Raw genomic sequence first — 25538 nt, 5'->3', positions numbered from 1 at the left:
CAGGGGGTCACCGGTGGCAGCACACGAGTTGGCGGTCCGATGGGCCGCCGCTCTCGACGGCGCGGTCGCGCCGACGCTCACCCGGGCCCAGGTGGAGGAGTTGCTCGACGGTTTCGGTGAGCGCCTGATCGCGGCCGTGCGCGGCACCGGGGACATGTCGGTGGCGCGGGAGGCCGCGGTCGCCCTGGTGGCCGCCAACTACCGCGACCCGCTGGCCGTGCACCGCTCGGTGCTGGTGCTGTGCAAGGACCTGGTGACCGACGCCTGCCCCGACCCCGGCTGCGCGGACTACGGGCCGGTCCGCGATCGCGCCATCGAGCTGGCGGCGGAATTCGCCGCCGAATTCACCGCCGGGCTGCGCAGTGTGGCGCTGGCCGAACAGGAGACGACACTCGCAGCCGCCCTCACCGCGGTCCAGGAGGCCGAGGCGCGCCGGCAGCTGTCCGAGGCGCGGTTTCAGGCCATCTTCGAGGGGGCATCGGTGGGTATCGGCACCGTCGATGCCGCCACCGGCAAGGTGGTCGACGTCAACAACGCCTTCGCCGAAACCCTGGGCGTGCCCGCCGAGTCCATGCCCGGCCGCAGCGTGGCCGACATTCTCGGCCCCGAGAACATGGGTGAGGCGTTCTCCCTGTTCCAGCGTCTGCTCTCGGGTGAGATCGACCGCTTCCGCTTCGAGACCAAGCACACCAAGCCGGACGGCACGCACACCGTCATCGACCTGTCCATGACGGTGGTCCGCGACAGCGAAGGCAAGCCGCGCTTCCTGATCGGTGTCACCGTCGATGTCACCGACCGCAAGCAGCTTGCCGATCAGCTCTGGTACGACGCCCATCACGATTCGCTCACCGGCCTGCCCAACCGCCTGCTGTTCTTCGACCGTCTCGCCGCGGCCACCGGCCAGGTCGGGGTCTGCTACCTGGATCTGGACGGCTTCAAGGAGATCAACGACCGGCGTGGCCACACCGCGGGCGACCGGGTGCTGTGCGACGTGGGCCAGCGGCTGCGCCGGGCCCTGCCACCGAACGGGGTGGCGGCGCGGCTGGGCGGCGACGAGTTCATCGTCCTGGTCGAAAACTGCTCAGGTCAGGACGAATTGGACACTGTCGCGGACAGCCTGCTGGCCGCGCTGCGCGATCCGTTCGACGTGGCGGGGCTGCTGGTGCAGGTGGGCGCGAGCATCGGCACCGCGCTGGTGGATACCGATTCCACCGCCATCGACGAGCTGATGCACGCCGTGGACGTCGCCATGTACCGCGACAAGGCGCTGCGCCACGGCGCGCTCGGCGACGCTAGATGACGAACGGCACCAGCGCTTTTCGCTGCGCGGGGTAGTCCTCGAACTTCTCCCGGTACCAGGTGTGGGTGGCGAAGGCGCGCGGCACCAGGTTGCCGAAGGTGATCAGGAAGATGACCACGCCGGGCAGCGCCCAGGTGAGGATGGCGAATCCGCCCCAGGCGACCAGTTCGCCGAGATAGGTGGGGCTGGTGACGAATCGGAATCCCAGACCGTACGGGATCTTGTATTCCGTTGCCCCCGGGTTGTTCTTGTCGCGAAGATTCCGCACGATCCCCTCGGAACTCACCAGCAGCGCGAAACCGCAGAGGTAGACGATCAGCCCGATGATGAAGCGCGGGTCGGTCAGCCAGCCCGTGCCGTACTGCCCGAGATAATCGTGGCTGAAGAGCGCACCATTGAGATAGCCGTGCAGCGCGGTCACGAACATGCCCATGCCGAGCACGGAAACATTGAAACTGCTGGTCTTGCCGGGCACTTGGCGAATGGAGAGGGGGAAGAACCAGCCGCGGTTGCCGTAGTGCAGAATCCAGATGGCCGCCAGCACCAGGGAAGTCGGCTCGAAGCGGCGCGGACCGCTGAGGTACGCGACGGCGAAGACCACGGTGGCCGGAATCTCCATCAACCACCAGCCGAGCTTCGGATTGAGATTGAGTCCGAGTTTGGCGGTGGCGAAGCGGCCGTAGGGGCTCTGCCCGAAGAGGCCGCCGATCAGCACGAAAGCTGCGAACGCGAAAGCGATCGTGAGCACGGTGTCGTAGACGGTATTGCCGGTGTACCAGTTCATTCGCGGTCCTTCAGGTGGAAAAACTAGAACAGGTTCTACCACAGTGCACAGCCCGGCCGGTACCCACCGGCGGGCACGAAGGGTGGCCGGCGGGTAGGTTGGCGAGAACCCGGAGGGAGGCAAGGTGGGTTCGCAGGGATGGGATGTGCTGCTCGAATGGATGCCGTTTTTTCTCGACGAGGACGAGGACGCCGACGAGTCCGGACTCGGATGGAACCCGCGCTTCGTTCAAGTTCGTGACGAACTCACCGGCCGCCGTGTGCATTTCGCACAACAGGGCACCGAGATCGAGGTGCTGGTGGCCGTCCCCGACGACGTCGCCGACGCCGAAGCACTGCTGACCGTGCTGCGCGCCCAGCCCGACGGCACCTGGGATCCGGTTCCGCTGCCCTCGGAATCCGATGCCACCGCACCGGATCCGCAGTGGCGGGCCATGCAGCGGGTGCACCAGCAGCCGCGGCTGGCGCGCGAATGGAGCACCGGATGGCAGCGCGGCGAGTCGGTGGACCATCGACGCGGCGTCGCCGAATCCGTGGTGGCGGTGCTGCGCGACGGCCTCGACATGGACGGGGACCGGCTGCGTTTCGCCACCTGGAGCATGGACGCGCCCGGCAGCGGCAGCTACGGCCTGCCCGCCGACCGCCCCAGCGAGCGCGAGGCGCCGGTGGTGTGTTCGAACTGGGCCGATTTCGAGGACAGGCTGGGCTGGGCGCTGACCACGCTGCCGTGGGACGGGGTGATCACTCTCAGCACCCCGCACCCCGGCCCGGATCCGTGCTTCGTCCAATTCCTGCACGGCAGGCAGCTTTTCAACGAGGCCAGCGGCTGGGATGTGGCCGGACTGGGCGCGGGCGAGTTCGACCGGCGCATGCGCGAACTGGGCTGGAGTTTCGCCCCGCACAGCGTGCCCGGCGGGGCGGCGCTCATCTGGGAGGGGCCGCTCGCCAAGGCCGGGTTCAATCCCAGCCTGGAGGGCGCGCCACGGCGGACGGTGGCCACCTTCACCGAGGTGTTCACCGTCGGGCATCCGCAGGATCTGGTGTTCCGGGCGTTCCGCAACGGCCGCCGCCGCGATCCGGAATTGCGCTACCTGGACATCGAACTCGGGATTCCACGCGACGTCCGGTGAGCCGCCGTACGGCGGTCGTCCGCGGGCGCGGGTGAGGCTCAGAGCCGGCGCAGGTGGATCGGCAGGCCGTCCGCCGGCGTCGGGCCGGTGCCGGCGACCAGGGGCACCCGGTAGCCGTCCGGCACGCTCCAGCGGTAGTTCAGCAGCATGCGGTGCATGGTGGCCTTGACGGTCATGCCGCCGAAGTACCGGCCGATGCACTTGTGCGCGCCGCCGCCGAAGGGCGGCCAGGCGAAGCGGTGCGACTTGTCCTCTGCGCGTGCGGGATCGAAGCGTTCGGGGTCGAAGACGTCCGGGTCGTGCCAGTACTCCTCACTGCGCATCATCGAGTACGAGCCGACCATGACCAGCGCGCCCTTGGGGATGAAGTACCCGGCGATCTCGGTGTCCTCCAGCGCTTCTCGCACCATCTGGCCGACCGGCGCGTACATGCGCAGGGTCTCGCGGAAGGCCATCTCCAGGGCGGGCAGCCGGTCCAGGTCGGCGTAGTCGAGGGTGGGTTTGCCCAGCGCCTCCGATTCCTTGCGCAGCCGCTGCTGCCATTCCGGGTGCCGGGCCAGCTCGTAGGCCAGCATGGAGATGGCCAGGGTGCTGGTGTCGTGGGCGGCCATCATGACGAAGATCATGTGGTCGACGATGTCGGCGTCGGTGAAGGATTCGCCGTCCTCGGTCTCGGCGTGGCAGAGCACGCTGAACAGGTCCTCGCCGTGGCCGGCGCGCTTAGCGGGCAGTTCCCGGCGGAAGTATTCCTCGAGCAGCCGGCGGCCGCGCAGGCCCCGATTCCACACGCCGCCGGGCATATTGGTGCGGATGATGGCCTTGCCGCCGTGCACGGCGTCCTCGAAGGCCTGGGACAGGCGGGTGCCCTCGGGTCCGAGTTCCGCGCCCGCGAAGACCACGGTGGCCTGTTCCAGCAGCATGCGCTTGACGTGGTCGTAGAGCGGGAAATCGGGGGCGGGCAGCCAGGAGTCGACGCCGCGCACGATGCGCGGGGTGGTGAGGTTGAGGTAGCCGATGAGCCGCGGCCGGGTGAAGGCCTGCTGCAGGATGCGGCGGTGGTAGGCGTGATCGTCGAAGTCGCGCAGCAGGATTCCACCGCGGAAGAACGGGCCGATGAGGAATTCCCAGCCCTGCTGCGCGGAGAGCACGTGCTTGCGGTCCAGCAGCACCTCCTCCACGGCCGCCGGGCTGCCGATGCCGACCACCTGCCGCCCGAAGACGCCCATCCACTGCACGGGGCCGTAGCGGCGCATGCGGTCGCGGCTGAAGGTGAGGGGGTCGGCTAGCGTGCTCACCACGTGGCCGATGCCGGGCGGGCCGAAATCACCCATGACCGGTTTGAGCCCGCTGCCGGGCGGCGGTGTCGCCAGTGCCCGCGGCACGCTGGGATAGCGCTCCAGTACCCCGGCGGCGCGGCACTGAATTCGATGGTTCACCACGGCTTTTCGCACAGCCATGCCTCAACGGTAGCGGAAACGATGATTTCCGTAAACGGTCGTTTCCCGATTTCTGTGCCAAGCTGTCAGGGTGACGCGAGCTTTCAACGGGACCTATCGCGGCACCACGACCGACGAGCGTCGCGAGCAGCGCCGTCGACGGCTGCTGGACGCGGCCCTCGAGATCGTCGGCACGCAGGGGCTGGCCGCGCTCACCGTGCGCGGGGTGTGTGAGCAGGCGAAGGTGGGACCGCGCTTCTTCTACGAATCCTTCACCGGTCTGGACGCGCTGGCCTCCACGCTGCTGGACGAGGTGCAGGGCGCGGCCCTCGAGCAGGCTCGGACGGCCATGACCGAGACTCCCGGCGGGCCCGAGGAGAAACTTCGGGCCGGGGTGGCGGCGCTCATCATCACGGTGACCGACGATCCCCGCCGGGCGAACATCGCCTTCGCCCAGGCCTATGGCAGCGAGATGCTCATGCGCCGCCGCTTCGAGGGCATGCGCCGGGTGGCGCAGCTGCTCATCGAGCAGACGCGGGTCCTGCTCGACATTCCCGAGGGCGACGACACCGCCCTGACCGCACTGGCCCAGCTGATCACCGGCGGCGCGGCCGAGCTGATCCTGGTGTGGCTCGACGGCGGCCTGAAGGTCGAACGGCCCGTGCTGATCGGGATCGTCGCGGATTACGTTGTGGCCATGGTGGACCGGCTGCCCGGGATCACCGAGCTGATCCGCCTCCCCGGGACTTCAGCGCCCGGCTGACGAGCCGTTGCCGGTCGCGCATGCGTGCCGCCGGTCAGGCGCCGAACCGATCCGGGGTGCCCCAGGAGTTACCCTCGTCGCCACGAAATCAGTTGTCACGTTGCGGATCGACCCACGCCGCTGGCGATGATCTCGTCGACGACGATCTTCGCAGTCTCGGTGCAGGCGGTGATGCCGCCGTTGGCGTACTCCTTGACCGCGTCGCCGACATTCCAGAGATTCGCGATCGGGGTGTCGTGGGGTAGGTCGTAGCCGGCGACCGTGCGCTGGGGTGGCCAGTCGTCGCGGGTGACCGCGATGGACAGAATGCGGGCCGTGTCGAAGCCCGGGATCTCCGCGCGCAGATCCTGGAGCACGAGCGCGGTTTCGGCCTCGGAGTCGAAATCGCCCACCGACGGCTTGGGCACCCCGGTGCCGACGTAGAGGTGCCAGCCCTCGGGGGCCATCTCCGGGCAGGTGGCGGTGAAGTTGGCGACGTAGCACAGCCGTCTGGTGCGGGCGAAGCTGAGCAGGCCGGGGGCGTCGATGAGCGGTTCCCGGCTGGCGAAGTTGACCGAGATCATGGCGCAGGGCAGATCGCGTTGCAGCACCGACCCGACGTAGTCGGACGGAAAGTGTTCGGGGCCGACGAGATCCAGTGTGGCCGACGGCCCGATGTCGCTGACCGCGAAAGCGCAGGAGACATCGGAGGTTTCGCTCCCGTGCCGGATGCGGGCCCCGGTGACGCGATCGTCCTCGACGAGCAGCTGCTGCACCTCGCTGCCCAGACGCACCTGTCCCCCATTGCGTTCCACCACCTCCGCCAGGGCCTTCCAGAGGCCGATGGTGCCGTCCGGGCAGAAGCCGAGCTTCTTGAACGCGGACGTGCGGGTGAAGTAGGTGAGGAACACGCGCGCGGGGAGCTCCTCCGAGCCGACGGCGAAGATCGAGCCGCACATATTGCGGAATATGCCTTGCACCGCATCGTTTTTGGTATAACGCCGCACCCAGTCGGCGGTGGACAGTTCCCGGTCGGGCAGCTCGCCCTCGGTGCGGGCCGCGCCGGTTCCGGTGAGCAACTTGGCCCCCTGCCGGGTCAGCTGGGAGATGAGCAGCCCCCAGCCACCGCTGGCGACATCCACGTCACGGCCGTTGATGCGGAACAGGATCGGCGGATCCGCCGGGCGCACTTCGAATTTCGCGCCCACCTCCGCGAAGGTCCGTTCGGTGATGCCGCCGAGTTCGACGACGACCGCGCCGGTATTGACGATGAAACCGTCGAGTTCGGTGGTGGAGGCCCGCCCGCCGATCCGGTCCAGGCGTTCGACCACCAGGGTGCGGTAGCCGTGGTGCGAGAGCCGGGCGGCCGCGCACAGCCCGCCCGCTCCGGCTCCGACAACCAGCGCGTCCCACGTGTTCTCGCTCATGGCGAGGCTCCTCGGGCAGGCTCAGCCCGCTGGGTTCACCCCGGGCCGAGCGTCGGACATATCGGTAATACGGCTCCAATTCTCCCGCACCTGGTCCACCGTCGGGACCTCACTGAAGAACACGGGCTGGTTTGCGAACAGCTGGGCCCGCTGCACCGAGCCGCCGCCGACCACCAGCACCATGCCGGAGTCGGTGCAGTCCTCGCTCATCAGGTGGCCGACGATGGGCGCGACCTGGGCCGGCGGCAGCTTCTCGAGCATCTCGGCCGAGGCGATGTCGGCGGTCATGCGGGTGGCGGCCATGGGCGCGACGGCATTGACGGTGATGTCGTACTTGCGGCCCTCGATGGCGAGGGTGTTCATCATGCCGACCAGGCCGAGTTTGGCTGCGCCGTAATTGGCCTGGCCGAAGTTGCCGTACAGGCCGGAGGTGGAGGTGGCCATGACGACGCGGCCGAAACCCTGCTCACGGAAGTGCGGCCAGGCGGCGTGGGTGACGTAGAACGAGCCGAACAGGTGCACGCGCTGCACGGCCTCGAAGGCCTCGGAGGTCATCTTCACGAAGCTCATGTCGCGCAGGATGCCCGCGTTGTTGACCACGCCGTGCACCGTGCCGAAGCTGTCGATCGCGGTCTGGACCAGCGCCTTCGCACCATCCTCGGTGGCGACGCTGTCGTAGTTGGCGACGGCGGTGCCGCCGGCCGCGCGGATCTCCTCGACCACGGCGTCGGCCATATTGTGGCCGGATCCGGAGCCGTCGCGCGCACCGCCCAGGTCGTTGACGACGACCAGCGCGCCCTCACCGGCGAGCAACAATGCGTACTCCCGGCCCAGTCCGCCACCGGCTCCGGTGACAATGACGACGCGATCGGTTACACCAGGCATGAAATCTCCTTGCCGAAGTTAATGACAGTTCGGAACGTAGCAGGAGCGAAACCGGCACCCGTGTGCTGCCCGCCACACTCGTCGAAAAACTGGACAGTCGATAGGGTTGGCGCGATGACCCCGCACCTGCATCGCCGCTATCCCGAGCTCCAGCGGACTCTGCCCCACGTGAGGCTGGGGACCGGCCCGACGCCGGTGCGGAGGCTGGAGTCGCTCGACACGGCGGGCTCGGACATCTGGCTCAAGGACGACAGCGCTTTCGGTGACGGCGGCTGGGGTGGCAACAAGGTCCGCAAGCTGGAATGGCTACTGCCCGACGCACTGCGCCGACGACGGACCACCATCGTGACGGTGGGCGGGCTGGGCACCAACTGGGGGCTGGCGACCGCGCTCTATGGACGCGAACACGGACTGAAAACCGTTCTGGCGCTGGTGGATCAGCCGGTCGACGAGCATGTGCGGGCGCAGCTCGAGCGATTGCGGGCCTCGGGAGCCGAGCTGCACTTCACCCACACCAAGGCGCGCACGATTGTGAGTGCGCCGTATCTGCTGGCCCGGCATTTCACCGGCCTGCGGCCGCCCTACTTCCTGCCCGCGGGCGGGTCGTCACCGGTCGGTGCGCTCGGATATGTCGAGGCCGCACTGGAATTGGCGGATCAGGTGCGTACCGGGGACCTGCCGGAGCCGAGCCACATCGTGATCCCGGTCGGATCGGGCGGGACGGCGGCGGGGCTGTCACTCGGCTTGCGGCTGGCCGAATTGCGAACGCGGGTGGTGGGTGTGGTCGTGAACGACACGCTGCGCCTCGACGAACCGGCGCTCGCCAAGCTGGCGGGCCGCACCGAGCGGCTGCTGCGGGCGCGCGGCGCGCGGTTACCCGAGAGCCTCTCCCCCACCGGCAATCTGGACATCGTCACCGACTACCTCGGTCCGGGATACGGCTATCCGATGCCGGAAGCAGCTACGGCACAGGCGCTCTCGGAGGATCGGGAGCACATGCAGCTGGAGCCGGTCTACACCGCGAAGGCCATGGCCGCGCTGCTGGACATGAACGCGCACGGCCGGTTCGACGGTTCGGTGGTGTACCTCAACACCAACGGACCGCGCTGACATCGGTTTCCGCATGCCGTGCGCTCACGCGGCGGCGAGCTTATGCCGCCGGTGACCAGAACCGTCTTCGCCATGATGACCATCTCCTTCGTGTCGCGCCGCCGCCGCGGTGGCGTCCCGCCGAAGTGACGACGCAGAGCCCTCGGATGTGACACGACATGACCGGCCACACACGACGGGTGCGTCGTAGGCTGGCCGCATGCCCGATTCCGGTTCCGCGCAGCAGCTCGATCGCCTGCTGGACCTGGTCTCCGGCCGTCGCCTGGCCGTGCTCACGGGCGCGGGCATCTCCACGGACAGCGGCATTCCGGATTACCGCAGCGCCGACGCCCCGCCCCGGACGCCGATGACCTATCAGCAGTTCATCGGCGATCAGCTGTTCCGCAAACGCTATTGGGCCCGCAATCACGTCGGATGGCGGCGCATGGACGCGGCCCGGCCGAATCCGTCGCATCGGGCGCTGGCCCGGCTGGAACGTGCCGGCCTCGTCAGCGGCCTCATCACCCAGAACGTGGACCTGCTGCACACCAAGGCCGGTCATCGCAGGGTCATCGATCTGCACGGTGTCTACGCCCGCGTCCGCTGCCTCGCCTGCGACGCCCTCACGTCGCGCATGGCTCTGGCCGATCGTCTCGAGGCAGCCAATCCCGGCTTCGCCGACTCGTTCCCGCTCGACGGCCTCGAAGTCGCGCCGGACGCCGACGCCGTCGTGACCGACACCGACGCCTTCCGCATGGTCGACTGCCTGCACTGCGGCGGCCTCCTCAAACCCGACATCGTCTACTTCGGCGAATCGGTCCCCAAACCTCGCGTCGCGGCGGCCCTCGACCTGGTGGACTCCGCCGACGCCCTCCTGGTCGTCGGCTCGTCCCTGACGGTCATGTCCGGTCTCCGCTTCGCCCGCCGCACCGCCAAATCCGGCCGACCGCTGATCATCCTGAACCGTGGCGGCACCCGTGCCGACGCCCTGGCCACCCTCATTATCGACACCGGCTGCGCCCCTGTCCTCACCGCATTGTCGGATGCCCTTACCGTCGGCTGATTTCGACCGACGCAACGCGGCGGGCGGGCAATCGATGCCGAGTGGCAGGTATTTCAGAGGACGTTCTGCCCTTGGACCCGCCGGTCGCGGAAGCCAGGCTTGGTGGTGGCCGATGCCGGATCCCCAACGCGGATCAAGAGATTCGAGAGGAAGAGACCATGAAGCCGTTGTCGGAATCACTGATGGACCTCGCCGCACAGGTGAAGCGGTTCGAGGAGTCGTCCACCGCGGCGCGCGAGCAGAACCGCGCCGCGCTCCAGGCGCGTCGGAAGGAGCTGGAGGCGACCTTCGAGCGCGAGGGCAGCGAGTTCGAGAAGACCACGGCGGAGCTGCGGGACGTCGCCCAGAAGTGGTGGTCGGACACCAGGGAAGCCATCGAACATCAGATCGCAGTGATGCGAACCGATTTCGAGAAGTGGCAGGCCGACATCAAGGCGGAGCGTGCGGCCGACACCACCGAGCACGCCGAAGACGGGCAGACCACCGAGCCCGCGGCCAAGAGCTGAGCGAATACCGCACGCAGCAGCCGACCTCCGACGGCGACCTTCCCGGGGTTACCAGGGTGACTCCGTCGAGCGGCATGTCGTCGGGGGCCGGAGCCGGTGATGCCGTCGCTCCTCCTATACGCGGAATTCGCGGCGACGCGCCGAATCCTCGCTGGCCGGGAGAGAGGTTGTAGCCTGTCCGAGACATCAGGCGTGGACAGGGGAAACCGAAATGCCGACGACCGAACCCAACATGTTCCCGGCGTGGCTGGACCGCTTGCAGGTCAGGTACATGAACCCGGTGGTTCGCCCGCTCGCGCCGTATCTGCCCGGGTTCGCCGTGATCGAACACCGCGGCCGCAAGTCGGGCCGAGCGTATTCCACACCGGTCAACGCTTTTCGCTTCGACGGCTCGCTCTATGTGGTCATGGGCCATGGCCGGACCGATTGGATCAAGAACGTTCTCGCCGCCGGAGAAGCCGCTACCTCCCACGCTTTTCGCCAGTACAAACTCGTCAACCCCCGGATAGTCGGCCGCGGCGAGGCGGGCCTGGAAGTCCCGTTCCCCGCCCGGATCGCCGCCCGCCGGTTCCCGCTGTTCGTCGCGGACATCGCCTCCGGGGAGTGACGCGCCGTCAGGCCCGGACCTCGAGCCGGCGCACCAGCGCGACCAATGCCGCGCGCAGGGTTTCCGGATCGTCGGCGTCCGCGCCCAGGATCATCCGCACCACCTGCGGGGCGGCGAACCACCAGGCGGCCAGGGCCGCGACCGCGTAGAGCAGATAACCCGGCGCGACGTCGTCGGGCAGGGTGCCGGCGCGCTGGGCAGCGGCCAGAGCCGCCACCTTGTCCGCGTAGTGCGAGGCGCGCGCGGACTCGGCGGGCAGCCGACCCTCGTGCGGCTGCAGCCCTTCCCAGTACATGAGGCGCAGGAACTGCGGGTGGGTGCGGTGGAAGTCGAAGACGTGACCGGCGTAGTCCGCCAGGTCGCCGGCCTTGTCGGCGGTCAGCGGGCTGGCGGCGGCGAGCTGCTCGAGCTGATCGGTCAGCACGGCCTCGAACAGGCCGCGTTTGTCGCCGAAGTACTGGTAGATGCGTTCCTTGTTGATCCCGGCGCGGGCCGCGATGGCGTTCACCCGGGCGCCGTCAGGTCCACGTTCGGCGAATTCGAGCACCGCCGCCTCGAGCAGCAGCCGTCTGGTCCTCTCGGTGTCCCACGCCATGGCGTCCATCCAACCATCTCCAACCACACGGTTGCGTTTGGGCTGGCGGTCGTGGCAAACTCCAACCACACGGTTGCAACCATCTGGTTGCAGATTGAGGAGGAGGTGGCATCGTGCCCGAGTTGCGCTCCCGCACGGTCACGCACGGACGGAACATGGCCGGGGCCCGCGCCCTCATGCGGGCCAGCGGCGTGCCCTCGGCGGATATCGGCCGCAAGCCCGTCATCGCGATCGCGAACAGCTTCACGGAGTTCGTGCCGGGCCACACCCACCTCCAGCCGGTCGGCCGCATGGTGTCCGAGGCGGTGCGGGCCGCGGGCGGTATCGCGCGAGAGTTCAACACCATCGCGGTCGACGACGGAATCGCCATGGGGCACAGCGGCATGCTGTACTCGCTGCCATCCCGGGACCTGATCGCGGATTCGATCGAGTACATGGTGAACGCGCACTGCGCCGACGCGCTGGTGTGCATCTCCAACTGCGACAAGATCACTCCGGGCATGCTCATGGCGGCCCTGCGGCTGAACATTCCGACGGTGTTCGTCTCCGGCGGACCGATGGAGGGCGGCACCGCGGTGCTGGTCGACGGCACCGTGCGCAGCCGGCTCGACCTCATCGTCACCATGGCCGAGGCGGTCTCGCCCGACGTGTCCGACGCGGATCTGGAGCGCATCGAGGAGAACGCCTGTCCGACCTGCGGCTCGTGCGCGGGCATGTTCACCGCCAACTCCATGAACTGCCTCACCGAGGCGCTGGGCCTGGCGCTCCCGGGGAACGGCACCACGCTGGCCACCCACACCGCGCGGGCCGCGCTGTACCGGGCGGCGGGACGCACCGTCATGGACCTGGCGCGCCGCTACTACGACGAGGACGATGCCTCGGTCCTGCCCCGGAATATCGCCTCCCACAAGGCCTTCGACAATGCGATCGCCCTGGACCTGGCCATGGGCGGATCCACCAACACGGTGCTGCACCTGCTGGCGGCGGCGCAGGAGTCCGGGCTGGACTACACGCTCACCGATATCGAGAAGATGTCGTTGCAGGTGCCGTGCCTGTGCAAGGTGGCGCCCAACGGCGACTATCTGATCGAGGACGTGCACCGCGCGGGCGGCATTCCGGCGCTGCTCGGCGAGCTGAACCGGGCCGGACTGCTGCACCGCGATGTGCATGCGGTGCACGCGGATTCGCTCGATGCGTGGCTGACCGAGTGGGACGTGCGCGCCGAGCGCCCCTCCGGGGCGGCGCGGGAACTGTTCCACGCCGCTCCCGGCGGCAAGCGGTCGGCCAGCGCGTTCTCCCAGTCCGAGCGCTGGCACACCCTCGATCTGGATGCCGCGGCGGGCTGCATTCGCGATGTCGCCCATGCCCATTCGCGCGACGGCGGCCTCGCGGTCTTGCGCGGCAACCTGTCCCCCGACGGAGCGGTGGTGAAGTCCGCGGGCGTGGCTGCACACATGCACACCTTCACCGGTCCCGCCGTGGTGGTGGAGTCACAGGAGGATGCGGTCGAGGCGATCCTGTCGGGCCGGATCAAGGCCGGTGACGTGCTGGTCATCCGCTACGAGGGTCCGCGCGGCGGGCCGGGCATGCAGGAAATGCTGTATCCGACTTCGTATCTCAAGGGCCTGGGCCTGGCCCGGGAGTGCGCGCTGATCACCGACGGTCGCTTCTCGGGCGGTTCCTCCGGCTGCTCCATCGGCCACATCTCGCCCGAGGCGGCGGCCGGCGGACCGCTGGCGCTGGTCGAGGACGGCGACACCATCACCATCGACATCCCGTCGCGGACCCTCACCCTCCACGTCGACGACGCCGAATTGGCCGCCCGCCGCGCGGAATTGGAGGCGAACGGCGGCTACCGGCCGCGCCACCGCGAGCGTGAGATCTCGCTGGCATTGAAAACCTATGCCCTGCTGGCCACCTCGGCCGACCGGGGCGCAGTGCGCGACCCCGCCAAACTCGCCGGGTGAGAGCAGAACTCGCCGGGTGACAGGCGACCCCCGCACGGCTCAGTATCCGGCCACCCCGCACCGCCTCGGGGTCAATCGGCGGCGGATTCGACGATGAAGCTCGCGACCGTGGTGGTGCTGCCGCCGATGTTCACGATGCCGAAGCGGGTGACGCCCGGCAGCTGGCAATCGCCTGCCCGGCCGGTGACCTGCTGGTACGCGTCGAGGAGCATACGGACTCCGGTCGCGCCGACCGGGTGGCCGATGCCGATCAGTCCGCCGCCGGGGTTGATCGGCAGGCTGCCGGTGCGGGCGATGGCACCGGATTCCACGGCCTTCCAGCTCTCGCCGGGTGCGGTGAGGCCGAGGTGGTCGATGGCCAGGTACTCCGACATGGAGAAGCAGTCGTGGACCTCGAGGCCGCCGAGCTGGTGGATGTCGGCCAGACCGGCGCGGGACAGCGCGTCGAGCACCGCGGTACGCAGGTGCGGGAAGACATAGGGTTCGGCGGCCGAAGCGCGGAACTTCGCGTCGAGCGGGAGGCCGACGGTGCGGTGGCCCCAGCCTGAGATCAGCGCGGTGGTATCGGCGCGAATGCTGCTGTGCCGCTGCAGGAACCGGTCCGAGACGAGAATCACGGCCGCCGCGCCGTCGGTCATCTGGCTGCAGTCCTGGCGGCGCAGGACGCCGGTCACCGGCGGGTTCGCGGTGTCGTCATCGGTGAAGCTCGCGTCGGTGTAGGACCAATTCCTGGTCTGGGCACGGGGATTCGAGCGGGCATTCGCGATATTCAGCGCGCTGATGGCGCGCAGGTACGCGGGGTCGAGGCCGTAGCGTCGGTCGTATTCCGCCGCGATGGCGGCGAACTGGGTCGGCCACACCAGGTCGGTGTCCTGTGCCTCGTGGCCCGCCCAGGCCGCCGCGCCCATATAGGCGGCCGCCTGCCCGCCGGGGACGGTCTTCTCCAGCTCCGCGCCGATCACGAGTGCGCAGTCGTGGCGGCCGGATTCGAGATCGGCCATGGCGGCGAGGGCGGCCATGCTGCCGGAGGCGCAGGCGGCTTCGTGGCGGGCGGCCGGAATGCCCCACAGCTCCGGATGGATGGTGGCGGGCATGCCGCCGAGATGGCCCTGGCCGGTGAACAATTGGCCGAAGGCATTGCCGACGTGGATCACCTCGATCGCGGTGGCGTCGAGGCGGACGGCGGAGAGCGTCTCGTCCAGGACGGCACGGATCAGGGCGTCGAAGCCGAGGCCGACGCGGTGCCAGTTGACGGCGAAATCGGTTTGGCCGCCACCCAGAATGTGCACGGACACGGGAGTCCTCCTGCTATCGAAGAGTGGTCAGAGCCGGGCGCGTAGTTCCCGGCGCAGCAGTTTGCCGACCGGATTGCGCGGGAGCGCGTCGGTGAGCTCCAGGCGCTCGGGCAGTTTGAACGAGGCCACCTCGCGGGCCCGCAGATGCTCGACCAGGTCGGTAAGGGTCACGGAGGCGCCGGGCACGGGAACGACCACGGCACAGCATTTTTCGCCGAGCACCGCGTCGGGGTAGCCGACCACGGCGACATCCGCGATCGCGGGATGGTCGATGAGCAGGCCCTCGATCTCGGCGGGCGCAATGTTCATGCCGCCGCGAATGATGATCTCCTTCACGCGGTCGACGAAGCGCAGATACCGGCCGCCCTCGCCGCACCGTTCGAAAACGTCACCACTGCACAGGTATCCCTCGTCGTCGAACGGCTCGGCGGTAGCGGTGCCGGGGAGGTAGCCGGCGAAGACGGCCGGGCCGCGCAGGCGCAGTTCGCCGCGCCCGCCGATCTCGGTGACCGTCGCCCCGGTGGTGACGTCGACCAGTTTCACCGCCGTCCGTTCCGCCAGTCTGGTGGACCAGCGCACCCCGGCCGCACCGTAATACGGCAGATGCTGGGCGCGCAGGGTGGGATCCGGTAGGTCGGCGGGTGCGCCCAGCAGGCTCACTCCCTCATTGGATCCGAAGAAGTTGATCACCTGGATACCCAGTTCCTCCTGCCAGCGCCGCACCACCGGCGGCGGCAGCGGCGCACCGCCCGAGCCGACCGTGCGCAGCGAGGACAGGTCGGCCCTGGCACGCAGGGCATCGTTCTGCAACAGCATGGTGAGCAGGGCGGGCGGCATGCTCGTGTGGGTGACCCGGTGCTCGGCGAGCTGCCGGAAGAACACGGGCAGATCCAGCGGGTGATGCTGGACCAGATGCCCGCCCGCCAGCAGCCACGGCAGGAACGAGCCCGCGAATCCGGCCATGTTCACCATGGGAAAGGGGTTGAGCACCACCGAATCCGGCGTCATGCCGAGCCCGTCCTGGACGCCGCCCGCCACGGCGAGCCAGTCGCCGTGGCAGCGCGGGATGCCCTTGGGCGCGGCCTCGGTGCCGCTGGTCCAGCAGATGGTGATGCGATCGTTGACGGTGACGTGGAGCGTACGGGTGTAGTCGCGCACGCGCTTGCGAGCGGCTGCGCCGACCGGGCCGTCGAGGGCGATCGCCTGCTCCGGGACTCCCGGCCCGAAGGCGAAGACGGCGCCCTGCCCGCCGATGACGGTCAGCGCCTCCGCCGCGAGTGCCCGATCTCCCAGCGCCCCAACGGTAATGACGGCCTCGGCAGCGGTCGCGGCGACAATGCCCGACAGCTCGTGCCGCCGGAAGGACGCGGGCATCGGCGTGGCCACCGCGCCCAGCCGCCACAGGGCGAGGTATGCGGCGGTCAGGGCGATCGAATTGGGCAGTTGGATCGCGACGGTGGAGCCCTGGCGAATCCCGTTGTCCAGCAGGACCGCCGCAATATCGGTGACGTGATCGTCGAGTTCGCGCCAGGTGAGGGTGCGGGCGTGCGCGCCGGTCAGGTCGGCCAGGTTGGCCGGGTCGGTGATGGCGGGCGCGTCGGGGGCCTCGGTGACGCGGTGGCGGAAGACGTCGGGAATCGTCTCGGGCTGCCACCAGCCGCGGTCGAGATAGGTGCGCACCGTGTCCGCCGGATGGCAGCCGTGCACCGGGCGGGCGGGGGACGTCGTTGCGGAGGAGGAGATTTCGACCATCGGAGTTCCCTGGTGATGAGTTGGTCCGGTGACGGCGCAGCTGGTCCGGTGACGGCGCGCCGCGGGTCAGGTCATACGACGCAGCACCACGGCCGAGCCGAGCCCGAGCGCGGCGGGAATGGCGACCAGCGCGTGCTCGCCGTCGCGGCGGCGCAGCTCGTCCAGCGCCTGGGCGATGAGGATCCCCCCGGTCGCGCCGAGCGGATGACCGACCGCCACCGCACCGCCGGACGGATTCACCCGGGACGCGTCCACTCCGAGCTCACGCATGAGCACCAGCGGTGTGACGGCGAAGGATTCGTTCACCTCGATCACGTCCAGCTGCGCGGGCGAGATGCCCGCCCGTTGCAGGGCCACCCGGGCCGCGCTGGTCGGAGCGGTCAGCAGCGGTGAGCGGACGGCCGTCTGGGCCGTGCCCACGATCTGCGCCGCCGGTGGCCGCCCGAGCATGTGCTCGGCGCGCCGATTGCCCAGCAGCAGAGCCGAAGCCCCGTCGGCCAGCTGCGGCGCGGTGGCAATGGTGTGCAGCCCCGCGACGGGACGCCGCGCCTGCGGCGTGCGCCGGGCCACCCGCTCCCAGGACGGATCGGCTCCGAACAGGGTCGGCAGCGCGGCGAAGGCCGACGCACACGCGTCCGGCCGCGCGCCCTCGTCGGCGGCGAGGAGCACGGTACCGCCCTTGCGTGCCGGGATCACCGACGCCGATGTGGCTGCGCTGCCGGCCTTTCGATGCGACCGCACCGCGAAGGCGTCCAGCTCCGGCCGGGTGATGCCGTACTCGGCCGCCGTGAGATCCGCCGACACCCCGATGGTGACGAACCCGGTCCGCTCCCCCAGATCGGCGTCCCCGGCGATGGCGGGCCGATCCGCCAGCATCGGCACCCGCGACATCGACTCCACCCCGCCCGCGACGATCACATCCGCGAACCCGGCCGCCACCCGCGCCGCCGCGCTCTCCACCGCGTCCAAACCGGAACAGCAGAGTCGCGAAACCACTGCACCCGGCACGGAATCCGGCCAGCCCGCCCACAACACCGCGGCCCGGGCCATATTCGCGCCCTGCTCCCCGACCGCGGTACTCACCCCGACCAGCACGTCGTCGACCGCCGCCGGCGGACATCCCCGCTCCTCCAGCGCCGCCAGCAACTGCCCGAACAACTCGTATGGCGGTACCTCCGCCAAGGTGCCCCCGCCCTTGCGCACCCGCCCTCGCGGCAACCGCACCGCGTCATAGACGAACGCCTCACTCATCGATATGCCTCCGCTGTTCTACCGAGTCCGGGTCGGACTCTTCCTCGCCAGTGTCCGGTACTCCGGGGACCGAACCCGTACAGATCCCGGTGAGCACGTCGAGGGTCCGATATCCGGCCGGGTCGTCGACCGTCGTCACCGGAACGATGACCACCTCGTCGGCTCCCGCATCCCCGTACTCGCCCAGGCGGGCCGCCAATGTTCGCGTATCTCCGAACATGCCGACGGCCGCAGGCAATTCGTCGGGGATTGCCGCCAGCACCGCACGCGGGTGGGCTCCGCTGCTCGCCAGCCGGACCACGTCTCCGAATCCGGCCTCGGTGAACATGGCGTCATACCCGGGGGCGCGCAGGTATCCGACCACACCCTGCCGGACGGTCGTGTACATGTCCGGGTCGGGATCGGCGGCCGCGATCACCCACACGGAGACCGGTGGTGCCGTCCGCCCGGCCCGCGCGGCGAATTCGCCTATCACGGTGACACATCGGGCGACCTGGGCCGGTGTCACCAGATTCAGCACCACCCGATCGGCGCAGCGCGCGGCGACCTCGAGCGCCCGCTCGCCGAAGGCCGCGACGATGATCTCGCCGCCGGTCGGCCGGTCGGCGGGGAACCGCGACCGATGTTCTCGACCATGGCCGTTCGAGGACGCCCGGCCGCGCTCGGATCCCACACTGGGCCAACCGATCTCGGCGGACGCATCGGGTCCGTACACGCTGCGGGCCCGGGCCGGGCGCAGGGCGGGCAGGCGGAGGCGGAATCCTCGCACGCGTTCGATCAGGCCGTCGTATTCGACCTTCTCCCCGGCCAGCAGGGCCCGCACGATGCGGGTCGTCTCCTCCAGATGCCGTGCGGTGCGGTGCCTTCGGCGGCCGTGCCAGTCGCGGACCACCACCGTGCTGGAGGTGCCCAGGGCGACGTCGACCGGGTGGCCGGTGAGGGCGGCAACGGTGGCCGTCCCCATGGCGATGGTCGCGGGGCTGCGGACGCCGACGGCGAGCGGGCCGAGGCACAGCGGGATCCGGCCCGGGGCGCGGCCGATGGCGGTGGCCAGGGCGAAGGCGTCGAAGGTCGCCATCTCGCCGATCCAGAGCCGGTGGAAGCCGAGCTTGTCGGCGGCCTCGGCCACCAGCAGGGCGTCCAGGGGTGCGCGGTTCTGCCAGTACGGAAGGGTGACGCTCAGATGCGGAAGGGGCACGCGGACAACCTTTTTCAGGAGAGCGGGCGGGCGGCGGCGCGCATGCGGTCCCCACTGACCCAGGTGGCGTGGAAGCCGAGCGGGACACGGACCGGCAGGCCGAGGCGGCACACGGGGCCCGCGGTGAGGTCGGCGGCGTCGTAGATCCACACCTCGCCGAGACCGGTGTGGTTGTTGTGGGCGAACATGGTGAGCCAGGCGTCGTCCTCGGCGGTGCCGCCGGGGCGCGGGACCACGGTGAGCTCGCTGCCGAAGATGCCGTCGCCGAAGGGCGCGGTGTGCTTTGCGCCCGTGCGGATGTCGTACTTGATGACGGCGTCGAAGATCATGGTGCGGTCGACCGACAGCCGCATCTGATACGAGTAGCGGCTGGCGCGGCCGGTGCGGCCCTGATCGATGGCCGGGAACTCGGTGTTGACGTCGTCCATGACCTCCTCGGTGGTGGCGCCGGTGCGGAGGTTGAAGCGGTATCTGTGCAGCGCGGCTTCCGGCCGGAGATAGGCCAGCAGCTGGGCCAGGGGGTGAGCGCGGTCGGACACCGGGCTGGGTTCGGAGACCCGGCAGACCACCAGGACGATCTCCTCGCCCTCCTCCCACGAATTGACAGTGTGATAGATGTAGCCGGATTCGGCCTCGAACCACTTCGCCTGCGCCCCTTCGCCATACCGCGGCAGCACCGCGAACCGGCTGGGCAGCGTGCGGTCGAAGTGGATCTTGAAGCGGCCGGCCGCGGCCGCGCGCGGATCGTTGTAGAGCGGCAGATCCATGAGGATCGAATGGTTCTCGGTGATCGCCATGTCGTGCGGCAGACGCGGGCCGGGTAGTTCCAGCCCGGTGAAATGGGTGACCGTGCCGCCCGGATCGGCCACCCCGTAGCGCAGATACGGCGAATGGATGCCGTAGTCGAAGAACAGCAGTTCCTCGGTGTGCTCGTCCACCTTGGCGTGCGCCGACACCTCGCCGCGCAGGGTGCCGTGGAAGGTGTCGACGCCACGGGTCTCGAGGCTGACCGGGTCGAGCGCGTAGGGCTTGCCCGCCCGATACCACAGGGCCAGCAGATTGCCGTGGTGGTAGACGACATCGGTATTGGCCGCATTGCGTTCGCGGCGATCACCGGGCGGATTGTGGTCCCAGGGTTCGATCACGCCGCGCCACAGCGCGGTTCCCGCCGCGTGCTCGGCATCGAACTCGCCGGTGCGGATGAAGCGGTTGCGGTAGGTGGCCCGGCCGTTCTCGAAGTGGACCGCGTGCAGCATGCCATCGCCGTCGAACCAGTGGTAGCGGCCGATCGGGGCGAACTGTGGATTGGGGCCGTTGCGGACGTAGACGCCATCGAGGTCGACCGGCAGTTCCCCGTGCAGCACAGTCAGATTCGTGGCCGTGGTCTCCTGTGCACAGGGCGCGTACGGCCCTTCCAGATACGGGTTGGTGAGCGCCTCGGCGGCGGGCGCGATGAGTTCTTCGTTGAGCGGCATGCGAAGCCTCCAGCGACCGGGAGTCGACACCCGGCGAGATTCACTACAGTTAGTGAAGTGATACGCGTCTCACTGGGGGCTGTCAAGGGCCGGGCGTGCGGCCGACGGCTCGAAGCGCACGTCCCGTCGGCCGAGCACGGCCGCACAGCCCCGGCAGCGCAGCGCGGGGACCAACACCGCGCCGCACTCCTTGTGGCGGAGGCTCAGACCCGGTTCCGGGGTCTCCGGATGTGCGCGCTGGGACCAGGCCAGTAGGAAGGCGAAGACTCCGAACAGCGCCCGCCCGCGGGGGGTCAGCCGATAGTCGCGCCCGTCCGGCTCGGGCCGCTGCAGGATGCCCACGTCCACCAGCCGCGCCAGCCGTTCGGTGAGCGTGGTCGGCGAGATACCCAGTGCCGCACGGAAATCCGAGAACCGCCGCGCCCCGGCCAGGGCCAGCCCGGTGACGGCCGCGCTCCACCGGTCGCCGATGGCCTCCATGATCTCGTCGAAACGCGCGTCGCCGCGGGTGAGCGCGGCCGCCCGCGCCGAGCGCCGGCGGCCGGACGTGAGGCGCCACAGCGCATCCCGATCCAGTTCCACCTCGGTGTCGTGGGCGGTGACGTCGCGGCCGCAGCCGCGGCACATGACGACCGGCGGGCCGCGATGCCCGCACCCGGTGTGCGTGAACTCCGGCAGCAGCGCCCACTCGGCCGTCCACTCCCGCTGCCAGGACCAGACGCAGACCAGGATCTCCCAGGTCGCCAGACCCAGGTCGGTGAGCCGGTATTCGTAGCGATCGGCCGAGCCCGGCCGCGGCGCGCGCACCAGCACCCCGGCATCGACGAGCGCCGCCAGCCGGGCGGTGAGCACGGCGGGCGGCGCTGCGGTGCGGTCGGCCCACTGGGTGAACCGGCGCGCGTGGTCGACGAAGGCGTGCCGCAGGATCGTCAGCGTCAGGCGATCACCGAGCAGATCGAACGTCGCGGCTACCGGATTCGTCACTTCAATAACTGTACTGAATCTTCGCTGTCAACGCGGTCGGCGTCCTACTCGTTCAAGGTCGCCAGCTCACGCTGCACGGCCGCGTCATGCTCGGCCGTGTCCTGGGCCGCCTTCTTCGGGCTCCAATGCCCGGACATGAAGAACACGAATGGCAGGAACACCACCTGCGCGATCAGGCAGATCAGCCACCAGCGCTTCCACTGCTTCGCCGAATCCGCCTTGGCCTGCTGGACGTCCTTGCCGTGCGCGGACAGGTATGCCAGATCGTCGGCCGGTATGGCGCCCACCGCTTTGAGCTGCGCGCTCGCGGCCGCGAGTTGCGGGCCGACCTGCGAGACCACGGCCAGCTGATCGACCGGAACCTTCTGGGCGGCCGCGATCCGGGCGATGGCCTGGTCCGGCGGGATATTGAACTTCCGCGCGACCTGCCCGACCGCGGTCGCCGCGGTCGCCTGATCATTGGGGTTCAACATCAGCTTGACCAGCACCTGCGGATCGATCGCCTGCAAGGTGGCCAGTTCGTCCGGGTACTTGGCGTTCACCGACAGTGCCGTCTGCACATCCGAGGCCGAGGCCCTGGTCAGCTTGACCAGTGCGTTCACCTGTGCCGCTTGATCATTCGGATTCTTGCCGAGCGCCGCCAGCGTGTCCTCGCCGACCGTCTGGATGGTCGCGATCTCGTCGCGGTACTTGGTCGAAATCGTCTGCAGCCGTGGGCCGTAGTTCACCAGCGTGCCCGCGGCGGTGACCACCACCAGCAGGCCGAAGAGCACCAGGGTGACGACCGTGCGCAGGAGGCCGCCCCACACCGCCAGCCCCACCGCCGTTGCCGCTGGATTGCGTTTCTCCACGGTCTCGGTGAAACCGGCCATCCACGTGGCGTAGACGATGCCGCTGCCCATGGCGATCAGGGTCAGGACCGCCGCGAACGTGTAGTAGTCGGTGCCGGCCTTGTCTGTGTAGCCCATGAAGGTGTAGATGCCCACGATGCTGACGACCGAACCGAAGATCATGAACGGTTTGCGCACCTTCAGCCGGTCGGACACGACGCCGGTAGCCACCAGGGTGATCGCGCTCGCGATCCAGTACCAGTTGCCGAGCCCATTGGCCTGCGCCGACGTGAAGCCGAAGTTGGTCGCCATGTACACCGCGAGGAACGAGATGATGGTGTAGAAGAACGCGAGGAACACCGAGATCGCGAAGGCCGAACCCACGATGTCGAAGTGCATCATCTGCCGCCACTGGTGCCGTTCCAGCTTGCTCACGTCGAGGCCGCGGGCCCGCGCCTCGATCAGCGCGCGGTCGCGCAGCGACACCATGATCTGATCGCGCAGCGCGGGATTGAGCTCCCGCAGTGCGACCAGCGCGAGCAGCGCGATCACCACGCTGATCGCACCGCACAGCCGGTAGGCGTACTGCCAGTCAGGATGCGCGTCCAGGGTGTGGTTGGCCACCTCGGTGGTGACGAGCGCGCCCAGCACCGGGCCGAGCGTCCAGAACCCCATGGCCGAGGCGCGGTCCAGCTGCGGCGAGAAATCGCGTACCAGTGCGGGAGTCGCGACCAGCACCGCGCCCTCCACAATGCTGACCAGGCTGTAGGTGATCAGATACTGCTCTTTGGTGGTGCAGGCCGGCACCGCGAACAGGGTGAGCAGCGAACAGATCACCATCCCGTAGGCGACGATATTGGCGCGCCCCCACCGATCCAGCAGGCCGGTCACCACCGAGGCCACCGCGCCGAACGCCGCGCCCACGATGAAGATGCCGACGAAGTACCGGAATGTCAGATGGAAATAGGCGATGAGCTGATTGCCCACCGAACCCGCCACGATCTGCTGGTAGTAGAGCGAGATCGAGGTGATCACCACGACGAACAGGTACCAGGCACGCGTGGGCGTGTCCGGATAATGCGGTAGTTTGCGCTGCCAGAGGCCGGTGAGCAGGGTCGGCGGCGCCGATCCCGGCGCGGCCGGAGGGACAGCGATCGGAGTGGTACTCATTATCGAGACGCCTTTCTCTCCACGGCGTTTCGCGCAGCCGAAATGCCCTTCGCGACGCAGCGCGAACAGCCGGGTGAAAACAGGGTAGCGGTCACGAGTGACTTGAATCACTGTTACCGGAATCCGCGTTCCCGCGCGTGTCGAGCCGCGTGGGGTCCGCTGCCCAGGGGACCGTATGGAGTGCGACCACTCCAGGCTCGATGATCCTGCGGGTCGGTGGCCAGGATCTACGCGCCGGGCGGCTCACCCGGCCCAGGAGCGACACGAGGGCGGCACAGAGGTCGTCGAACGTCAACGTGCCGATCGGCGGACACCCGGGCTGCCAGGCCCAGCGGACACAGCAGCGGCATGGACAACCGCATGTGGCGGACCCACTCATGGCTTTCCTCGTTCGTGAAGCCCCGGGGCTCTGAAATCGACTGTCCGCCAATAACACAGGGGCGTAAGGAACTCGCTAGGACCGTAGCGCCGCCACGTCTGCCGCAAGTACGTTCTGACACTTACGCCATCGCATATTCGGGAGGGTCGTGGGCACACCAACGGTCAGTCAGGTCCGGTCGCTCGACGTGAGTCCGCTGCTCACGCTGGCCGACGAGTGGCGGCAGGGACATCAGGACGCGAGCGGGCATCAGGCGACCGTCGCGGCGGATGTCGCTGCGTCGCCGGAGTATTGGTTGAGCTCGGGCGGCGACACCATGCGGGAGCGGCACGGCAAGGCCGACGATTTCCTGACGCACACGATCAACGCGCTCGTGGCCGGGGACACCGCCGCGCGGGACGGGCACGCGGCGATCACGTCCAGTCATCAGCAGACGCTGACCAAGATCGAGGACGCGGAGCACGCCGGATACCATGTCGCCGAGGACGGTTCGGTGCACCTGTCGACCACGCAGAAGCTCCTCGCGGCGGCCCTGGGGCCGATCAGCGGAATGCTGACCATGGGCGCGATGCAGCGAAACGCATCGCACCACAGCGGTGTCATCCGATCCGCACTGGGCTTTCTGGGCAACACCCTCGACAGCGCCACCAGCCATATCACCGGCGCATTCCAGGGCCTCGCCGCGCTCACCGGCGTCGCCGGTCCCGCCCCCGGGAACTCCGGAGGCGGTCTGCGTACGCCCGACTACTACTCGATCGACTTCGGCGCGTTTTCGCCCTGGCTCATCGGCGGTGGCGGTGTCGTCACGATCACCCGCAACGGACATGTCTATGTCGGTCCCCAAATCGGCATCGGGACACCCGGCGACATCGAACTTCCCGTGGTACGCGGAGGCTGGATCAATCAGGGCAATACTCCGAGCGCGGATCAACTCGACGGCTATATCCATGGATGGGGCGTCACCGTGTCCGGTCAAGCGGGTCCCGGGGTCGTCGGCTCGGTCGGTGAAACTTGGGGTGGCATACCCGATTTCAGCCACCTGAACGATTACTCCACCGAAGTCGGCGGTGGATTCGGAACACCGGGCGCCGCGCTGACCGGCAGCTATATGTTCAGGCTCTGGTGATCATGGAATACATCGGCTACACGATATGGATCCTGGTCGGGTCGGGCGTCACGATGCTCGGGCTCATGCTCCTGCGGAACTACCGCGATCTGGCTACCCGGCTGGTCGCGTACGGGCGCAAACACTCACCCTCGGATAGAGGATTCCCCACCCGGCCGGGCGCCATTTCACTCATCCTGGTCGGCCTGCTGATAGTCGTTCTGACAGTTGCGAAGATTGCTCATGGGAGATGACATGGGAGAACCGTCCCTCGAGGTGTACCCCGAATCCGTGCGGAGGCTCGGCGGCACCTTCTCCGACGCTGGTACCGGTCTGGGTGCGATCACCACCCACGCCGCGCTTCCCGCGGTCGCGAGCGGCCTGAAAGGCACCTCGGTTCCCCATGCCTGCACCTTCGGTGCCGGCATGGGGGCATTGGCCCTGCAGATTCTCTCGACTCATCTGGGCGAGTTGGGCGAGCATTCCGTCGCCGGTGCGGCGAGCTACGAAGTCACCGATGCCGTTGGTGCACAAGACTTTTGCGACCTACAGCACAATATCGACTAGTC

Annotated in this window: 23 protein-coding genes; 11 read left to right on the top strand and 12 right to left on the bottom strand. The window is 68.8% G+C overall.

Going from position 1 to position 25538, the window contains the following annotated elements:
* Nucleotides 1–13: 13 nt before the first annotated feature.
* Nucleotides 14–1300, top strand: coding sequence for a sensor domain-containing diguanylate cyclase (locus ABZ909_RS22185; RefSeq protein ID WP_357002564.1), 1287 nt, complete (start codon nucleotides 14–16; stop codon nucleotides 1298–1300).
* On the opposite strand, the gene ABZ909_RS22180 is transcribed toward ABZ909_RS22185, so the two are convergent.
* Nucleotides 1293–2084, bottom strand: a complete 792-nt coding sequence (locus ABZ909_RS22180; protein WP_357002562.1) for a 3-oxo-5-alpha-steroid 4-dehydrogenase — start codon at nucleotides 2082–2084, stop codon at nucleotides 1293–1295. The two genes, ABZ909_RS22185 and ABZ909_RS22180, sit on opposite strands and share 8 nt — an antisense overlap.
* 124 nt (nucleotides 2085–2208) lie before the next feature.
* On the opposite strand from ABZ909_RS22180, the gene ABZ909_RS22175 reads away from it, so the two are divergent.
* A complete protein-coding gene (locus tag ABZ909_RS22175; RefSeq protein WP_357002560.1) occupies nucleotides 2209–3213 on the top strand; it encodes a hypothetical protein in 1005 nt (334 codons plus the stop codon).
* Between the two features lie 38 nt (nucleotides 3214–3251).
* Here ABZ909_RS22175 and ABZ909_RS22170 read toward each other — a convergent pair whose 3' ends face one another.
* A complete protein-coding gene (locus ABZ909_RS22170; protein ID WP_357002558.1) occupies nucleotides 3252–4670 on the bottom strand; it encodes a cytochrome P450 in 1419 nt (472 codons plus the stop codon).
* 70 nt (nucleotides 4671–4740) lie between these two features.
* Here ABZ909_RS22170 and ABZ909_RS22165 point away from each other — a divergent pair, with 70 nt between their 5' ends.
* Entirely contained in the window at nucleotides 4741–5412 is a 672-nt protein-coding gene (locus tag ABZ909_RS22165) for a TetR/AcrR family transcriptional regulator (protein ID WP_357002556.1), read from the top strand.
* Nucleotides 5413–5507: 95 nt separating this feature from the next.
* On the opposite strand, the gene ABZ909_RS22160 is transcribed toward ABZ909_RS22165, so the two are convergent.
* Nucleotides 5508–6818 carry an FAD-dependent oxidoreductase gene (locus tag ABZ909_RS22160; RefSeq protein WP_357002554.1) on the bottom strand — a complete coding sequence of 437 codons (1311 nt, stop codon included), beginning with the start codon at nucleotides 6816–6818 and terminating at the stop codon, nucleotides 5508–5510.
* Between the two features lie 21 nt (nucleotides 6819–6839).
* The gene (locus ABZ909_RS22155; RefSeq protein WP_357002552.1) at nucleotides 6840–7703 is read right to left on the bottom strand and encodes an SDR family oxidoreductase; all 864 of its coding nucleotides are present in this window, start codon (nucleotides 7701–7703) and stop codon (nucleotides 6840–6842) included.
* A 114-nt stretch (nucleotides 7704–7817) separates the two neighbouring features.
* Between ABZ909_RS22155 and ABZ909_RS22150 the strand changes: the two genes are divergently transcribed.
* The 4 genes from ABZ909_RS22150 (at nucleotide 7818) to ABZ909_RS22135 (ending at nucleotide 10968) form a co-directional block, all read left to right on the top strand.
* A complete protein-coding gene (locus ABZ909_RS22150; RefSeq protein WP_357002550.1) occupies nucleotides 7818–8813 on the top strand; it encodes a pyridoxal-phosphate dependent enzyme in 996 nt (331 codons plus the stop codon).
* 199 nt (nucleotides 8814–9012) lie between these two features.
* Entirely contained in the window at nucleotides 9013–9855 is an 843-nt protein-coding gene (locus ABZ909_RS22145) for an NAD-dependent protein deacetylase (RefSeq protein ID WP_357002548.1), read from the top strand.
* Nucleotides 9856–10013: 158 nt separating this feature from the next.
* Entirely contained in the window at nucleotides 10014–10361 is a 348-nt protein-coding gene (locus ABZ909_RS22140) for a hypothetical protein (protein WP_357002546.1), read from the top strand.
* Between the two features lie 211 nt (nucleotides 10362–10572).
* Nucleotides 10573–10968, top strand: a complete 396-nt coding sequence (locus ABZ909_RS22135) for a nitroreductase family deazaflavin-dependent oxidoreductase (RefSeq protein ID WP_357002544.1) — start codon at nucleotides 10573–10575, stop codon at nucleotides 10966–10968.
* 7 nt (nucleotides 10969–10975) lie between these two features.
* On the opposite strand, the gene ABZ909_RS22130 is transcribed toward ABZ909_RS22135, so the two are convergent.
* A complete protein-coding gene (locus tag ABZ909_RS22130) occupies nucleotides 10976–11572 on the bottom strand; it encodes a TetR family transcriptional regulator (RefSeq protein ID WP_357002542.1) in 597 nt (198 codons plus the stop codon).
* 104 nt (nucleotides 11573–11676) lie between these two features.
* On the opposite strand from ABZ909_RS22130, the gene ilvD reads away from it, so the two are divergent.
* On the top strand, nucleotides 11677–13530 hold the full coding sequence (gene ilvD / locus ABZ909_RS22125; protein ID WP_357002540.1) for a dihydroxy-acid dehydratase: 1854 nt from the start codon (nucleotides 11677–11679) through the stop codon (nucleotides 13528–13530).
* A gap of 71 nt (nucleotides 13531–13601) precedes the next feature.
* On the opposite strand, the gene ABZ909_RS22120 is transcribed toward ilvD, so the two are convergent.
* The 7 genes from ABZ909_RS22120 to ABZ909_RS22090 form a co-directional block, all read right to left on the bottom strand.
* On the bottom strand, nucleotides 13602–14819 hold the full coding sequence (locus ABZ909_RS22120; protein ID WP_357002729.1) for an acetyl-CoA acetyltransferase: 1218 nt from the start codon (nucleotides 14817–14819) through the stop codon (nucleotides 13602–13604).
* 33 nt (nucleotides 14820–14852) lie between these two features.
* Nucleotides 14853–16577, bottom strand: a complete 1725-nt coding sequence (locus ABZ909_RS22115) for a class I adenylate-forming enzyme family protein (protein WP_357002538.1) — start codon at nucleotides 16575–16577, stop codon at nucleotides 14853–14855.
* A 66-nt stretch (nucleotides 16578–16643) separates the two neighbouring features.
* A complete protein-coding gene (locus ABZ909_RS22110) occupies nucleotides 16644–17828 on the bottom strand; it encodes an acetyl-CoA C-acyltransferase (protein ID WP_357002536.1) in 1185 nt (394 codons plus the stop codon).
* Nucleotides 17821–19026, bottom strand: a complete 1206-nt coding sequence (locus tag ABZ909_RS22105) for an LLM class flavin-dependent oxidoreductase (protein WP_357002534.1) — start codon at nucleotides 19024–19026, stop codon at nucleotides 17821–17823. Before ABZ909_RS22105 ends, ABZ909_RS22110 begins: the two co-directional genes overlap by 8 nt.
* A 14-nt stretch (nucleotides 19027–19040) precedes the next feature.
* The gene (locus ABZ909_RS22100; RefSeq protein WP_357002532.1) at nucleotides 19041–20501 is read right to left on the bottom strand and encodes a carotenoid oxygenase family protein; all 1461 of its coding nucleotides are present in this window, start codon (nucleotides 20499–20501) and stop codon (nucleotides 19041–19043) included.
* Nucleotides 20502–20570: 69 nt separating this feature from the next.
* Nucleotides 20571–21485, bottom strand: a complete 915-nt coding sequence (locus tag ABZ909_RS22095; protein ID WP_357002530.1) for a helix-turn-helix domain-containing protein — start codon at nucleotides 21483–21485, stop codon at nucleotides 20571–20573.
* A gap of 44 nt (nucleotides 21486–21529) precedes the next feature.
* Nucleotides 21530–23485: an MFS transporter gene (locus ABZ909_RS22090; protein ID WP_357002528.1), complete on the bottom strand. Its 1956-nt coding sequence runs from the start codon at nucleotides 23483–23485 to the stop codon at nucleotides 21530–21532.
* A 527-nt stretch (nucleotides 23486–24012) separates the two neighbouring features.
* On the opposite strand from ABZ909_RS22090, the gene ABZ909_RS22085 reads away from it, so the two are divergent.
* From ABZ909_RS22085 to ABZ909_RS22075, 3 genes are read left to right on the top strand one after another with little or no spacing between them, the layout of a single operon-like run.
* Complete coding sequence (locus tag ABZ909_RS22085; RefSeq protein ID WP_357002526.1) at nucleotides 24013–24990, top strand: hypothetical protein; 978 nt, start codon at nucleotides 24013–24015, stop codon at nucleotides 24988–24990.
* A 2-nt stretch (nucleotides 24991–24992) separates the two neighbouring features.
* Nucleotides 24993–25223: a hypothetical protein gene (locus ABZ909_RS22080; protein ID WP_357002524.1), complete on the top strand. Its 231-nt coding sequence runs from the start codon at nucleotides 24993–24995 to the stop codon at nucleotides 25221–25223.
* Complete coding sequence (locus tag ABZ909_RS22075; RefSeq protein WP_357002522.1) at nucleotides 25213–25536, top strand: hypothetical protein; 324 nt, start codon at nucleotides 25213–25215, stop codon at nucleotides 25534–25536. The genes ABZ909_RS22080 and ABZ909_RS22075 overlap by 11 nt, the downstream gene beginning before the upstream one ends.
* Nucleotides 25537–25538: the final 2 nt, after the last annotated feature.

This window comes from Nocardia sp. NPDC046763 (genome assembly GCF_040645495.1).
Classification (GTDB): Bacteria; Actinomycetota; Actinomycetes; order Mycobacteriales; family Mycobacteriaceae; genus Nocardia.
Note: the sequence above shows the minus strand (reverse complement) of the source record. Positions and strands in the feature narration are given on the sequence as shown.